At 68.5% G+C, this 15892-nt stretch carries 4 protein-coding genes; all 4 read right to left on the bottom strand.

The features are described from left to right. The 4 genes from K7711_RS43985 to K7711_RS43970 are packed head-to-tail and all read right to left on the bottom strand — an operon-like array spanning position 1 to position 15786. Complete coding sequence (locus K7711_RS43985; RefSeq protein ID WP_222978565.1) at positions 1 to 822, bottom strand: ABC transporter permease; 822 nt, start codon at positions 820 to 822, stop codon at positions 1 to 3. Beyond that, the gene (locus K7711_RS43980; protein ID WP_222978563.1) at positions 819 to 1637 is read right to left on the bottom strand and encodes an ABC transporter permease; all 819 of its coding nucleotides are present in this window, start codon (positions 1635 to 1637) and stop codon (positions 819 to 821) included. Before K7711_RS43980 ends, K7711_RS43985 begins: the two co-directional genes overlap by 4 nt. Then, the gene (locus K7711_RS43975; protein WP_222978562.1) at positions 1634 to 2614 is read right to left on the bottom strand and encodes an ATP-binding cassette domain-containing protein; all 981 of its coding nucleotides are present in this window, start codon (positions 2612 to 2614) and stop codon (positions 1634 to 1636) included. The genes K7711_RS43980 and K7711_RS43975 overlap by 4 nt, the downstream gene beginning before the upstream one ends. Beyond that, on the bottom strand, positions 2611 to 15786 hold the full coding sequence (locus tag K7711_RS43970) for a non-ribosomal peptide synthetase (protein WP_222978561.1): 13176 nt from the start codon (positions 15784 to 15786) through the stop codon (positions 2611 to 2613). The genes K7711_RS43975 and K7711_RS43970 overlap by 4 nt, the downstream gene beginning before the upstream one ends. Positions 15787 to 15892 lie beyond the last annotated feature (106 nt).

Here is a 15892-nt window from a genome sequence, read left to right as displayed (position 1 = left end):
TCATCGTCGGCTCGCGCGGCGGTAGCCCAGGACCGCCGGGACGGCGAAGACGACGATCGCACCCAGGGACCAGACCAACGTGAGGGTCAGCGGCCGGGCCAGCGGTCCGCCCGCGGCCAGCGCGTGCATGGTGTCGACCGCCGTCGACATCGGCTGATCGTGCACAACGGGCCGGATCCACTGCGGATAGGCCGCAAGCGGCACGAATCCGGTGCTGAAGAACATCATCAGCGAGGTGAGGATCGTGATGCCCTCCACCAGCGTGGATTTCGCGGTGAAGACCGCCACGGCGGTGACGACCGCGGCGAAGGCGACCCCGAACAGCACCGGGACGCACACGAATCCGATTGCGGCCCAGACGCCTTCGCGGAGCCGGAAGCCGAGCGCGTAGCCGACCAGGATGATCGCCAGCGTCCCGGCGAGGATGCGGCAGCCTTCGGCGAGTATGCGCGAGGCAAGGCCGGAGGAGCGGTGGACCGGCAGCACCCAGAACCTGGCCAGCAGTCCCGCGTCCCGTTCGCGCCCGAGCAGAATTCCGCTCGCCACCGCCCCGGACAGCGCACCGACGACGGCGGCCAGCGGCACCGAACCGTCCAGGGCGTCGGTGCCGGTGAATCGGCGGATCTGGTCGCCGATCACGGTGTTCAGCATGATCAGCAGCAGACACGGGATGATCAGCGTCTCCAGCAGGGCGACCGGATTGCGCACCCAGCGCAGCAGCAGCCGTCGAGTCTGGATCACGGTGTGCAGCATCAGCGCGGCGACCGAACCCTCCGGCCCGGCCACCGGTCGCGGCGCGCGATCGGCGATGAGTGTGGTCATGACCTTCCTTTGCCGAGACGGATCGAAAACCCCAGGCAGATAACGAGAATCGCGATCGCCCAGACGATCGGGGGAGTCATGAGCGGGATGCTCACCGGATCGCCGTGCGGCCACCGGTCACCGGCCAGTGCGCGCAGTGCCTCCGCCCACTGTGATACCGGTTGGTTGCGCACGAAAGGTCGTATCCAGGAGGGGAATTGGTCTGCCGGGGCCAGACCGGTGGAGAGCATTCCGAAGATCAGCGGTGGCAGTACCAGTGCTTGCGCGGTCGTCTCCGGGCTGCGTGAGACGGTGCCGATGACGTCGGCGGCCAGAATCAACGCCATCCCGACCAGCACCGAGAACAGTAGGAATTCGATCGTCCGCGCGGTGCCGAGATGGAACCGGAATCCGATGACGTGCCCACAGATCAGCGCGGCGGCCAGCGCGATCACCAGCCGGAAGACGTTGCCGCACAACCGCGCCGAGGTCGGAATCAGCGCGCCGATCGGCATCGAGCCGAACCGCCGGTTGAGTCCGGCGACCGCATCGGAGGCTGCCCGGAACGCGGCCGAGACCGCCGTGAACGCCGCCGCCTGCAGAATCACCAGCGGCATCATGAACTGGGCGTAGCTGCTGAATCCGGTGCCGGTGAAGGTCATGATCGTCTTCAGCGGGAGGTAGAAACTGGCCGTGAAGGCGGCGGGGGCCAGGATCGAGGTCAGCACCTCGCCGGATTGCAGTGCGGGAACGATCGTCCGGCTGGTCAGCACCCACCACTGCTGGGTTCGTCGCGGTGTGGCGCCCGTACGAGAAAGCCAGATCTGCGCGGTCATACCGCGACCTTCGCGGGTTGTGCGTTCTCCTCGGTGGCCGGATGGCCGGTGAGCTGGAGGAACACCTCGTCGAGCGAGGGTCTGCGCAGGGCGATGTCGACCACGTCGAGTCCTGTGGCATCGATCCTGCGCAGTACCTCGGCGAGTGTGCGGTGCCCGTCGGGGGCGGGGATGGCGATCCGGTCCGATTCGACGGGGACGCGGAATTCCGGCGGCAGCAGTCCGGACAGCGCGTCGGTGAGGGCGGGCAGATCCGTCGGCTGGACCGGCACCACCTCGCAATAGCTGCCTCCGGTACGGGATTTCAGTTCGTCGGCCGTGCCCTGGGCTATCACCACACCGTGATCGATGACGATGATCCGGTCGCTCAGGGCGTCGGCCTCCTCGAGGTATTGCGTGGTGAGCAGGGTGGTGATGCCCGCATTCTTGAAGTCCGACACCAGATCCCACACACTCTGTCGGCTGCGCGGATCCAGGCCGGTGGTGGGTTCGTCGAGGAACACCACCTCCGGCCGCACGACCAGCCCGCAGGCGATATCTATCCGCCGACGCATGCCCCCGGAATAGGTGCCCACCCTGCGGCCCGCCGCGTCGGCGAGGTCGAATTCGCCGATCAGCTCCTGCGCGCGGGCGCGGGCGGCGCGTTTGCGCAGACCCATCAGCCGGCCGAACATCACGAGATTCTCGAAACCGCTGAGCATGTCGTCCAGTGCGGCGTACTGCCCGGTGAGCATGATGGATCGGCGCACCGCGGCCGGATCGGCGACCACATCGTGTCCGGCGACCAGAGCGCGGCCGCGGTCGGGCGCGATCAGCGTGGACAGCACGTTCACGGTGGTGGTCTTCCCCGCGCCGTTGGGTCCGAGGATGCCGAGCACCTCGCCCGGTTCCGCGGTGAAACTGATGCCGCGCAGTGCGGACACCGCACCGAAGGATTTCTCGATCCCCTCGACGAGCACTCCGTGTCCGGAATTCATCGGTGGCCTCCCAGATGTTGGTCGAGCACGCGGGCGATGATCGGCAGCACGTGCGGGGCGGTCATGTCGTCGTGTGCGACATCGACTTCGTGGGTGGTGATCTCGCCGGTTACGTACGGCCGCCAGCCGTCGGGGCCGAAGATCTCGGAGGTGTCGGCGGTCGCGCTGAAATACACGATGTCACCGTGGAATACCGGTCGCCGGTAGCCGGTGCGGGTGCGGGCGGCGGCGTTGTAGGAGGCGGCCATGCGTTCGAGGGTGGCCGCGTCCACGAGTTCGAGGCCGTCGAGCCGGTCGCGGATCAGCTCCGCGGCATCCTGTGCGGTGGCCTCGGCGGGGACGTCCTCGATGCCGAACACCGAACCGAATTCGTGCACGAACGCGCCCGCGTCGAGGCGTTCGATACTGTCGCCGTCGATATCGGCGGTGTCGGCGTCCAGCAGGGCCACCACGCCGACCGGGTCCCCGTCGCGTTCCAGCCGGGCGGCGATCGCGTGCGCGATGAGCCCGCCGAAGGACCAGCCCAGCAGGTGATACGGCCCGTGCGGCTGGATCGCGCGGATCTCCCGGATGTAGCGCTCGGCGAATTCCTCGATCGAGCCGGGGGAGGATTCGCGTCCGCCGAGATCCGGGGCCTGCAGACCGTGGATCGGGCGGCCCGGTGCGAGCGATTCCGCGAAACCCAGGTAGGTCCAAGAGATTCCGGAGGAGGGGTGGATGCAGAACAGCGCCGGCTCCGTGCCGCCGGGGCGGATGGGCAGCACCACGTCGAGTCCGAGGCCGCCGGATGGACCGGGTTCGGTCGGTGCGTACTGCGCCGCGATGGTCCGGGCCTGCGGAGATTCGGCGAAACGCGCTGCCGCGGTGAGCATATCGATCCACAGGTCGGCCAGCTCGGTGACCGTGTCGTCGCGTAGCAGCGTGCCGGGGAAGCTGAAACTCGCGCGCAGCCGATCCCCGGCGACCATCGCGTTCACGTCGATGGCGGATTGCACTGGTACATCGGGGGATTCGGCGGCATACAGCTCGCCGAGGTCGTCGGTGGGCAGCCAGCCGAGTCCTTCGAGCCCCGCGGGGATGTCGCCGGATGCGTACCGGCCCAGGTAGTTGAAGCTGACTCGGCCCGGAAGTCGCTGCGGCAGTTGTGCGGCCGTGCCGGGGTTGAGATAGCGCAGCAGACCGAAGCCGATTCCGTTGTCCGGCAACGCGAGAAGCTGCTCCCGGACCGCGGCGATCGCCGCACCCATCGCCGGACCCGCGGCCAGTGCCTCGGCCGGATCGATGCCGTCCAGGTCGAGCCGGACCGGATACAGACTGGTGAACCAGCCGATCGTGCGCGAAAGGTCCGCTCCCGGAACCACTTCCTGCTGTCGGCCGTGACCCTCGAGCCGAAGCAGTACGCTGCGGTCGGCTGTATCGCGCCAGCGTCGCAGGGCCAGGGCGAGAGTGGCCAGCAGGGCGTCCTGCACACCACCGCCGAACAGGCCGGGCAGTGTGGTCAGCAGGGCATCGGTGACTGTCGCGTCGGCTTCCCTATCGATCGTGCGCAGGGTGTGCGCACGATCGATGCCCGGATCCAGTTCGCGCGAACCGATCAGCGGATCGGGTCCTTGGATCACCTTCTGCCAGTAGTCGAGTTCGGCCGCACGGGCAGGCGTGTGTGCCTGTTCGGTCAGTGCGGTCGCCCATCGGCGTATCGAGGTGCCGGTCTCGGCCAGGACCGGAGTGGTCCCGGTGCGGACCTGCGCCCAGGCGGCCATGAGATCCGGGACCAGGATGCGCCAGGACACGCCGTCGATCACCAGGTGGTGGGCGAGGATGATCAGTCGTCCCGGCTTCGTCGGCGAGCCCGCCTTCCGAACCGGATCGAGCCAGATGAACTGCAGGACGACGCCGTCCGCGGGATCGAGGCGCTCTGCTGCCGAATCGAGTTCGCTCGCAGCGTGTTTCCGGAGTTCGGCCCGGTCCTCGGCATCGCATTCGATCCGGTGGACCAGGGCGTTCACCTCGATCGAACCCGGTTCGGCCACCACCAGGTGCGGATGTGCGTCGCGGGTGAGGAGCCGGGCGCGGAGCATATCGTGCCGGTCGATCACCGCGGACAGGGTCGCGACGAGCTGGTCGCGGGCGATGCCGAGCGGGAGCTCCAGCACGGCGGTCTGTGCGAAACGCCGGTAGTCGCCGCCTCTTTCGAGCATGTAGTGCACGATCGGGCTGAGCGGCACCTCGCCGACACCACCGCCGGGCAGTTCCTCCAGGGTGAGCGTCTCGCCGTCGAGATCGGCTGCTGCGGCCAGCGCCGCGACCGTGCGATGTTCGAACACCTGCAACGGTGTGCAGCTCACCCCCAGCTGTTCGGCCCGCGACACCAGCTGGATCGCCATGATGCTGTCGCCGCCGAGTGCGAAGAACGAATCGTCGGCTCCCACCCGCTCTTGTCCGAGCAACTCGCCGACGACCTCGGCGAGGATCCGCTCGGTCGGAGTGGCCGGGGCGCGGTATTCGGTGCGTGCGGCCTCGAATCGCGGCTCGGGCAGCGCACGCCGATCGAGTTTGCCGACCGCGTTGATGGGCAGGGCGTCCAGCACGGTGAACGCCGCGGGCACCATGTAGCCGGGCAGGACGTCGGTGGCAGCGGACCGGATTCGGGTGAGATCGAGTTCGACGCCGGTGTCGGAGACCAGGTAGGCCGCGAGAGCGGTCGCGCCGGTGGGACCGGGGACGCCGAGCGTGACCGCGAAGTCGACGCCGTCGATCCGGCGCAGCGCCGCATCGATCTCGCCCAATTCGATGCGCTGACCGCGTACCTTGACCTGAAAGTCGGTGCGGCCCAGATACTCCAGTTGTGGCTGTGCACCGGATCGGTTCCAGCGCACGAGATCTCCCGTGCGATACATCCGCTCACCGGCCGCGTCGAACGGATTGGCGACGAAACGTTCGGCGGTCAGGCCAGGACGGGCGTGATAACCGCGTGCCAGGGCGGGCCCGGCGAGATACAGCTCGCCCGCGACACCGGCCGGGACGGGATGCAGCCGATCGTCCAGTACCAGCACCGACGCGCCGCGCACCGGTGTGCCGATGGCGACCGGCTCTCCGGCGGCCAGCGGCGAACTCGTCGCCCAGATGGTGAATTCGGCCGGACCGTACATATTGATCAGCGTGCGGCCACCCGCCCAGCGCTCGACCAGCTCCGGGCCCATCGCCTCACCGGCGACGGCCAGCACGCGCACATCGGAGACCTCGTCCGGATCCATCGTGGCCAGGGCCGATGGTGTGATCACCACATGGGTCACGGCCTCGGTGTCGATCAGCGCGGCAAGTGCGGCGCCGCCGAAGATCTCCGGTGGCGAGACCACCAGTGCGCCACCGGCTCCGAAGGCCATCAGTGCCTCGAACACCGCCGCGTCGAAACTCGGTGAGGCCACCTGCAATACCCGTGAGTTCTCTCCGACGCCGAGTCGATCGGCCTGTGTGGCAACCAGATCGGCGATGCCCCGGTGTGTGACCGAGACGCCCTTGGGCAGGCCGGTGGAGCCCGAGGTGTAGATCATCCAGGCGGGGGAGTCCGGGTGAATCGGGTTGTGCCGCGGTGTGGTTCGCTCGACCTCGGTGAGTTCGGGGGCGTCCAGGACGAGCCAGTCCGTGGTGTCGGGCAGTTGCGCGCGATGGGCCGCGAGGGTGATCCCCACGCGCGCGCCGGAATCGGCGAGCATGTGCTCGATGCGTTCGGCGGGATGCCGGGGATCCACCGGCAGGAAGGCCGCGCCGATCCGCGCCGCCGCCCAGATGCCGATGAACAGTTCCGGCGAACGCGGCAGACCCAGTGCCACTACGGTTTCCGGTCCCGCGTCGCTGAGCAGGGCGGCCAGTCGCTCGGCCCGGTGGTCCAGTTCGCGGTAGGTGATCGTTCGGCCGTTCGCGACGAGCGCGGGGTGATCCGGGAATCGGGTCACGGACTTCGCGAGCAGTGCGGGAAGTGTTGTTGCACCGCGTGATTCGGATCCACGCAGCGGGACGAGCGCGGCTCGTTCGGCGGCGTCGAGGATGTCGATGTCCCCGAGCGGCGTCTGCGGTCGGGCGAGTACCGCATCGAGGATCCGCAGCCAGCGGGTCGTCAGGGTGCGCGCGGTCATTTCGTCGAACAGGTCGGTGGCATAGGTCAGCACGCCGTCCAGTCCGGCCGGGCCCTCGTCCGAGAAGTGCTCGCGCAGGTCGAAGGTCAGGTCGAACTGCGCGGAGCCGCGGTCCGCCTCCTGGACCTCGATGCGCAGTCCGGGCAGCTCCAGGACCGGTTCCACATAGTTCTGCAGACTCAGTGAGACCTGGAACAGCGGGTGATACGCGGTCGAGCGGTTCGGGTCCAGCACCTGGACCAGCCGCTCGAACGGAACGTCGGCGTGGGCGAAAGCGTCCAGATCCGTCGAGCGGACGGTGTCGAGGAAGGCGGCGAATCCTACGGACGGGTCGATCGGGGTGCGCAGGGCGAGGGTGTTGACGAACATGCCGACCAGCGCGTCGAGCGCCCGGTCGCCGCGTCCGGCCACCGGCGTGCCGATCACGACGTCACCGGCTCCGCTCAGACGCGCGCTGAGCACCGCGAGTGCGGCGTGCACGACCATGAACGGGGTCGCCGCGTGTTCGTTCGCGAAATCCACCAGGGCGCGGTGCTTTTCGGCGTCCAGGGTCAGAGCGATATCGGCGCTGCGCATCGACTGCACGGCCGGGCGCGGCCGGTCGGCGGGCAGCTCCAGGACATCGGGCACACCGTCCAGGGTTTGCTGCCAGTACCGGATCTGTCGTGCCGCTGTCGATTCCGCATCGGATTCGTCGCCGAGCAGATCGCGATGCCACATCGCGAAATCGGCGTACTGAATCGCCAGCGGCGCGGGAGCCGTGCCCACACCGGCCGAATGTCGTGCGTAGGCGGCGATCAGATCAGCGGCCAGTGGAGCCATCGATGCCCCGTCGGCGCTGATGTGGTGCATGACCAGTGCGACGACGTGGACCGGAGTGCGATCCACGTCGGGCAGCGCGAAAACGCCGACGCGCAGCGGAAGTTCCTCGGTGAGATCGAAACCCGCACTGCCGAGTTCGGCGATCCGGGCTCGCAGCGATGCACCGTCCGCGCTGCCGATCACCGTGATCTCCGGGGTTCCCGAGGACGCGTCCATGACGATCTGGTGCGCGCCCTCGCCGTCCGCGGGGTACACCGTGCGCAGGCTCTCGTGCCGGGCGACGAGATCGGCGAGCGCCTCACCCAGCGCCACGAGATCCAGTGCACCGGTCAGTCGCAGGGCGACCACGATGTTGTAGGCCGATGCGTTCGGATCCACCCGGTTGAGCACCCACATGCGTTGTTGCGCAGGGGACAGCGGGATGCGATCCGGGCGAATCCGCGGCACCAGAGCCGGGCGGTCCGATATCCCGGCGGCGGGCACGATCCGTGCGGCCAGTTGCGCGACGGTGGGCGCGTCGAACAGATCACGCAGTGCGACACTGGATCCCAGTGCCGAGTTGATCCGGGAGATCACCTTGGTCGCACTCAGGGAGTTGCCGCTGAGCTCGAAGAAGGATTGATCCACACCGACCCGCTCGACCTCCAGCACCTCGGCGAACACCTCGGCGACGCTGTTCTCCACCGGTGTCCGCGGTGCGAGGTAGGGACGCTGCGTCTCGGCGAAATCGGGTACCGGCAGGGCGGCGCGATCGAGTTTGCCGACCGGGGTCAGCGGAATCGATTCCAGCACAACGATATATCCCGGAACCATATATCCGGGCAGCTGCGCGGCGACCCGCTGCCGCAGATGATCGGCGGCCGGCCGGAGATTCTCGGCGGGCAACACATAGGACACCAGCACGGTCGCCCCGGCGGGACCGGCGCGGCCGATCGTCACCGCGTATTCGATGTCCGGCTCGCGCGAGAGCACCGCGTCGATCTCCCCCAGTTCGATCCGCAGACCACGGATCTTGACCTGGAAGTCGCTGCGCCCCAGGTATTCCAGGACCGGGCGGTCGTGCTCGTCGAGTATCCACCGGACCATGTCGCCGGTGCGGTACATCCGCTCGCCGGGCGCGCCGTACGGATCGGCGACGAAACGTTCGGCGGTCAGGGCGAATCGGTTGAAGTAGCCGCGGGCCAGGGCGGGCCCGGCCAGATACAGCTCACCCGGAATTCCGGCCGGCACCGGTCGCAACCAGGTATCCAGCACCGTGACCGCCGCACCGCGAATCGGACCGCCGATGGTGATCCGCTCGCCCGCGACGAGTTCGGCGGGACCAGTCGCCCAGATGCTGAATTCGGTGGGCCCGTACAGATTCAGCATCCGGCGGCCCGGTGCCCACCGTTCGATCAGCTCGGGTGTGGCCGCCTCACCGGCCACCGCGAGCATCCGCAGTTGCGGCAGCCCGGTCGGTTCCATGGTGGCCAGCGCCGACGGGGTGATCACCGCGTGGGTCACCCGCTCGGCGCGCAGCAACCGTTCCAGCTCGGCCCCGCCGTAGACCTCCGGCGGCGAGATCACCAGGCGGCCGCCCGCGCCGTGCGCGGTGAGCAGTTCGAAGACCGAGGCGTCGAAGCTGGGGGAGGCCACCTGCAGCACCGCGGGTCCGGGCGAGGTGTCCAGCGATTCCCGTTGTGCGGAGACCAGATTCGCGATTCCGCGATGGCTGAGCAGTACCGCCTTGGGCTTACCGGTGGAGCCGGAGGTGTAGATGAGGTAGGCGGTCTGCTCGATATCGATCGGCCCGCCACGTTCGGTATCGGTGATGGGTGCGTCGGAGACGGTCATGACGCGGCGGATCGTGCTCAGATCGTCCAGCAGCAGCCAGTCGATGCTGCCGGGCAGGGTGTCCCCGGTCTCGGTCACCGTGACGCCGATGGGCGCCTTGGAGTCGTCGAGCATGTGCTCGATCCGCTCGACCGGGTGGCTGGGATCCAGCGGCGCGAACGCCGCACCGGTCTTGGCCAGCGCCCACACCGCGACCACCGATTCCAGCGAACGTGTCATCGCCAGCACGACGAACACCTCGCGCCCGACGCCGCGCCGTAACAACATGCGCGCGAACCGATTCGACCAGGCATCCAGCTCCCGATACGTCATGCTGAACTCGCCCGAGGTGATCGCGACGGCGGACGGATCGATGCGGGCACCGTCGACGAGAATCTCCGGAAGGGTACGCGGGGAAACCGATTCCGGGCCGCGCACCGGCAGCAGCGCCGCATGTTCGGTCTCGTCGCAGTACTGCACCCGCGAGACCGGCAGCTGCGCATCGTCCGCGAGTTGGGTCAGCAGCCGCACGAAGCGATTCAGCAGCGTCTGCGCTGCCTGCGAATCGAGGTGTCCAACAAGGAATTTCAGGCTGACGCGCAGTGTGTCGCCGTCTTCCTCGCGGATCGGCACCGTCATCAGGTTCAGCGGATACGGCGTCGCGTCGGTGCCTTCGACATCCAGCACCCGCATACCCGCCACGTCCAGCGACTCGGTGAGCGCCTCGCGGTCGATCGGATAGGACTCGAAAACGGTGAGGGTGTCGAACAATTCGGCCAGCCCGACCGCCCGATGGATGGCGGCGAGTCCGATGTGCTGATGGTCCATCAGCCGCGCCTGCTCGGCCTGCACCCGGGCGAGCAGGTCCAGCACTCGCTCGGCGGGGTCGAGCCGGATGCGCACGGGCACGGTGTTGATGAACAGGCCGATCATCTCCTCCACGCCCGCCAGCTCCGGCGGACGTCCCGAGACGGTCGCGCCGAACACCACGTCGGTGCGGCCGGTCAGCATGGCCAGCACCATCGCCCACCCGGCCTGGATCAGCGTGTTGACCGTCGCACCGGCTTCCCGCGCGGTGTTCTCCAGTGCGGTGACGACGTCGCGGGACAGCTCGGTGGAGACCATGCCGGTGTCGGTGGACGCGATATCGGCCAGGCTCGGCGTGGCCCGCGTCGGGGTGTCGATCCCGGCCAGGTAGTCGGTCCAGGCCGCGAGGGAGCGGGCGTCGTCGGCGGCGTCGAGCCAGGCCAGGAACTCCCGGTAGGAGTGCGCGGGCGGCAGCGCGGCGGCATCGCCGCCGGTGACGTACAGCGTCAGCAGTTCGCGCACCAGCAGCGGAGTCGACCAGCCGTCCAGCACGAGATGGTGATTGGTGAGTACGAAACGGTAGGTGTCGGTATCGATCCGGATGAGGGTGAATCGCAGCAGCGGCGCGCGGGTCAGTTCGAATCGGGTGTTCGCATCCACCGTGACGATGCGGTCCAGCTCCCGACCTCGCGATTCGGAGTCGGTGATCGAGGTGAGATCGCTTTCCCGCCAATCGATTTCGGCATGCGCGGAGACGATCTGACGCGGTCCGTCGTCGGTCTCCACGAAGGCTGCGCGCAGATTCTCGTGCCGATCGACCACGGCCTGCGCGGCGGTGCGCAGCCGGTGTGCGTCGACGGAGCCGGAGAGGGTGAGCAGCGATTGCACCGTGTAGCCGTCGGCGGTGTCGGTGTCGTAGACCGCGTGGAACAGCAGGCCGTACTGCAACGGGGAGAGCGGCCAGATATCGGTCAGTTCGGGATAGTCGCGTTCCCAGCGGTCGATCTGCGGCTGACGCACCGGTACCAGGGTGAAGTCCGACGGTGTGCGCCCGCCCGCGTGCGCGGTGTTCGCGTGTGCGGCCAGAGCGCGCAATGCCTCGTGCCACAGTGCGGCGAGGTGATCCAGGTCCTCGGCGTCGAATAGTCGTGAGGCGTACGCCCAGGTCACCTCGAGACCGGCGTCGGTGCGCACCGCGTTGACATCGATCGCCGCGGCCAGCGGAGCACGCTGGTTCTGGGTGGCCGCGAAACGTCGTGGCAGCCAGTGGTTTTCGTCGGATCCGGTCAGTGCACGGCCCAGGTAGTTGAAGCTGATCTGGGGGGTGGGGTCCACGGCCAGGACGGTGGCGGTCTCCGGGTTCAGATAGCGCAGCATGCCGTAGCCGATGCCCTTGTCAGGCAGGGCCCGCAGCTGTTCCTTGACCGTCTTGAGCAGTGTTCCGGCCGCCGCGCCACCGGCGAACGCCTCGGCGCGATCGATGTCGGACAGATCGATCGCGGCCGGATACACACTGGTGAACCAGCCCACCGTGCGCGCGATATCCGCCCCGGGCAGCAGCGTCTCCTCGCGACCGTGCCCCTCCAGGGTGAACACCGTGCGAGAACGGTCCCGCCAGCGACTCACCGCCAGAGCGAGCGCGGCGAGCAGGACATCGTCCGCGCCGCAGTGGAACCGGTCCGCAACAGTGCTCAGGACCAGGTCCGCGAGTTCGGGGTCCAGGACGGTGTGCCGCTGGGCCATGGTGGCCACGACGTCTGTCGCGGGATCGAGCCGGTAGGTGTTCGATACCGGGGTCGAGACATGTTGCCCGTCGGCCGCGATCGGCCTGCGATCCACGGCCAGCGGCAGGTCCTCGATGAACGAAATGGCCTGCCAGACAGCAATTTCGGCCGATCGCTCGCTCGCCTGTGCGACCTGTTCATGCGCCCAGCGGCGAAAGGACGTGCCGACGGGGTCGAGGCCCCCGCCCTGCGCCGCGATGGCCAGATCGGGAAGCAGAATCCGCCAGGACACCCCGTCGACGACCAGATGGTGCAGTACCAGCCAGCACAGCGGCGTGGCGTCGGCGCGCTCGATCAGGACGAATCGCGCGACGACACCTGCTTCGGGGTCGAGCAGATCCGCGGCCGCGTCCAGTGCGTGCGATATCGCCGCTTCGTCACCGGAATTCGTGTGCGCGACCTGAACCAGGGTCTCGGCGTCGACCGAACCCTGTTCGCCCACAGACCATTCCCAGCCGTCCGCGCCGGTCCGGCGCAATGTCGAACGCAGCACGTCGTGCCGGTCGATCAGGGCCTGCGTGGCCGTGACCAGCCGTGCCCGGTCCACATCCTCGGGAAGTCCGACGAGTACGGCCTGACCGAACCGCCGCCACGTATCGCCCTGCTCGAGCATCGCGTGCACGATCGGGGTGAGCTCGATCGGGCCGATGCCGCCGCCGGGCAGCTCGCGCACACCGGCATCGGTCACATCCGTGGCGATCGCGGCCAGTGCCGCGACGCTCTTGCGCTCGAACACATCCCGGGCGCTGAACCCGAGTCCGGCGGCCTTGGCCCGGGAGACCAACTGGATGGACACGATGCTGTCGCCGCCGAGCGCGAAGAAACTGTCGTCCACACCCACCGACGGCAGGCCCAGCACATCGGCGAACAGTCCGGCCAGCACCTTCTCCCGCGACGTGGACGGAGCGCGCCCGGAGCCCGCCTCGGCCCGGAAGTCCGGTGCGGGCAGCGCCTTTCGATCCACCTTGCCCAGCGGGGTCAGCGGGACGTGATCGATCACCATGACCGCCGCGGGCACCATGTGTGCCGGAAGCGACCGCCCCGCAGCGGCTTTCACTGCCTCGGGTGCCAGCTGCGCCCCGGAGCGCGGCAGCACGTACGACACGAGCGCGGTGGTTCCGGCGCCGGTTTCCGCACCGAGGGTCAGCGCGAATTCGACCTCCGGCAGACTCAGCAGAGCGGCGTCGATCTCGCCCAGTTCGATGCGGAAGCCGCGAATCTTGACCTGAAAGTCGCTGCGGCCCTGGTATTCCAGCTCGTGACGACCCTCGTGCACACGCCAGCGGACCAGATCACCGGTGCGGTACATCCGCTCGCCGGAACCGTAGGGGTTCGCGACGAAACGTTCGGCCGTGAGCCCGGTGCGACGGTGATAGCCGCGCGCCAGACCCGCCCCCGCCAGATACAGCTCGCCGGTCGTGCCGACGGGTACGGGACGCAGCCACGGATCCAGAACCACCGCCGACACCCCGCGCGTCGGCCCGCCGATCGTGATCGGGCCGCCGGGAACCAGCGCCCGGCTCAGTGTGGTGGTGACGGTGGTCTCGGTCGGTCCGTAGCCGTTCAGGACGGTGCGTCCGGACCAGCGGGTCACCAGTTCCGGCGGGCAGGCGTCGCCGCCGACCACCAACGTGCGCAACTGCGGCAGGTCAGCGGGATTCAAGGAGCCGGCCACCGCCGGGGTGAGGTCCAGATGGGTGACCCGATGCCGGAGCAGCACCCGCGTCATCTCCTCGCCCGCGTACGCCGTCGGCGGGACCACGGCCAGTGTCGCGCCACGTGCCAGGGTCACCAGGATCTCCTCGACGGAGATGTCGAAGCTGGGTGAGATTGCGTGCGCGACAACAGAATCGGCATCGACGCCGAATCGGTCACCGGAACCCACGATCAGATTCGTCAGACCGCGATGGGTGACCAGTACGCCCTTGGGCAACCCGGTCGAACCGGAGGTGTAGATGATGTACGCGGTCTGGTCCGGGTGCACCGAGCGTGGCCGGTCGGCATCGGTGATCGGCGCGGCGGACCGGACGGCCGTCTCCGGTTCGGTGGACGGATCGTCCAGGATCAGCCAGTTCACGGTGTCGGGCAAGGACTTTCGCGCGGATCCGACCGTGATACCCGCGACGACGCCGCTGTCTCGGACCATATGCTCGATGCGGTCCGCGGGATAGGTCGGATCGATCGGCACGAACGCCGCTCCGGTCCTGGCCACCGCGATCGTGGCCAGCACCGATCCGGCCGAACGCGGAATCGAGATCGCGACCGTGTGTTCCGGCCCGGCCCCGGCGTCGAGCAGCACCCGGGCCAGCCGATTGGTGTACTCCTCGACCTGAGCGTAGGTCAGCTCGGTGTCCGCATCCACCAGCGCGACGGCCTGTGCGTCGATTGCCGCACCCGCGGAAAGGATTTCGGGCAACGTCCGGACCTCGGCATCCCGGTCGCCGCGTACCGGCGCCAACTCGGCGCGTTCGGGTTCGGACAGGGTGCTCACCGTCGACAGCGGCGCGTCCGGCCCGGCGGCGAGGAACCGGTGCAGGAAGCCCAGGAAACGCTCGTGCCGGCCGGCCAATTCGGTATCGCTGTAGAGGTTCGGGTTGCCCTGGAAGTCGATGTGCGTACTTTCGCCGCCGACGCCGGGATACAGGTTGAGGAACAGATCGTCGATGAGTCCGGAGGTCAGCACGTGCAGTCGTCCGGTCACCGGGCCGAGCTGAATCCTGGTGTCCACCATCATCAGATTCACCGACGGGCCGAAGGATGCGGCCTCGTCCATCTTCCGGCCCAGATCGCGGAAGATGTCCTCCTGCCGGTAGCGCTGCCGGCGCAGGGCGCCGGTGAGTTCGCGCTGTGCCGCACCGATCAGCTCGCCCACCGTGGCGTCGGGTGTCAACACCAGACGCAACGGGACGACATTGGCGATCATGCCGCCCGAACGGCGCAGCACAGCCGTGGTGCGGGCCGAAACTGGCAGGCTCAGAACCACTTCCGGTGCGCCCGTCATCGCGGCCAGGTATGCCCCGAATGCCGCGACCACGGTCGGCGCGACACCGGCGGAGGCCGCGTGCGCGACCGAATCCAGCAGTGCCCCGGTGTCTTTCGGCAGTGCGTCGGTGACGCGGTTCGGATGGGCGTCGGCCGCGGCGAGCCGTCCCGCCAGGCTCACCGGATCCGGCATGCCGTCGAGATGGTCGAGCCAGTACGCCCGATCGGCGGCGAAACGGTCCGAATCACGGTATGCGCGATCGGCTTCCACGACCGCACGCAGATCCTCGGCCTTCGACGCCGGTGCGGGCGTGCCCTCGCGCGCTGCGTTGTAGAGCTCGCCGGTGCGCTGCACCAGCGTCAGCGCACCCATACCGTCCAGCACGATGTGGTGGATGCGCGAGTACCAGAACCAGCGATCCGCGGCGAGCCGCAGCATCGTCACCGCGACCAGGCGATCGGTGAGCGGATCCAGCGGTGCGCGGTACTCCGCCCGCATCCACGCCTGTGCGGCCGCCTCGGGATCGGGTTCCCCGCGCAGGTCGATGGTGTCCACGCGGTCGTCGAGGCCGGAGTCCACCAGTTGCAACGGGCGGCCGTCGACCTCGGCCAACCGCAGATATCCGGTGCCGAATTCGCGGCCCGCCCGCCGTGCCGCACGCGCGAGCATCTCGATGTCCACATCGCCGATCAGCTCGACGTACTGGGCGATCGAGATCGGGACATCACCCGCGATGTGCTGGGCGAACCAGATGCCGCGCTGGGCGGCCGAGAGTTCGAAAGTTCCCGGGGGAGTTGCTGTTCGGTCGGATGTGGCGGGGTATTGCGGCATGACGGGTCCTGAATTCTGTTGTGGGCCGCGGCGCGGGGATACACACCGGGACACGGCGTAGTCGCGTCGCGCACCGAGTCCACTCCGGAGTCGCTGCGCGGCAAGA

This window comes from Nocardia coffeae (assembly GCF_019890715.1).
In the GTDB taxonomy this organism is placed as follows: Bacteria; Actinomycetota; Actinomycetes; order Mycobacteriales; family Mycobacteriaceae; genus Nocardia; species Nocardia jiangxiensis.
The sequence above is the reverse complement of the archived record's forward strand: the minus strand, read 5'-3'. Positions and strand labels throughout refer to the sequence as shown.

Bases quoted from the DNA above. Each gene is read 5' to 3' on its own strand.
- K7711_RS43985 (WP_222978565.1), bottom strand. From the start codon at position 822: ATGACCACACTCATCGCCGATCGCGCGCCGCGACCGGTGGCCGGGCCG.
- K7711_RS43980 (WP_222978563.1), bottom strand. From the start codon at position 1,637: ATGACCGCGCAGATCTGGCTTTCTCGTACGGGCGCCACACCGCGACGA.
- K7711_RS43975 (WP_222978562.1), bottom strand. From the start codon at position 2,614: ATGAATTCCGGACACGGAGTGCTCGTCGAGGGGATCGAGAAATCCTTC.
- K7711_RS43970 (WP_222978561.1), bottom strand. From the start codon at position 15,786: ATGCCGCAATACCCCGCCACATCCGACCGAACAGCAACTCCCCCGGGA.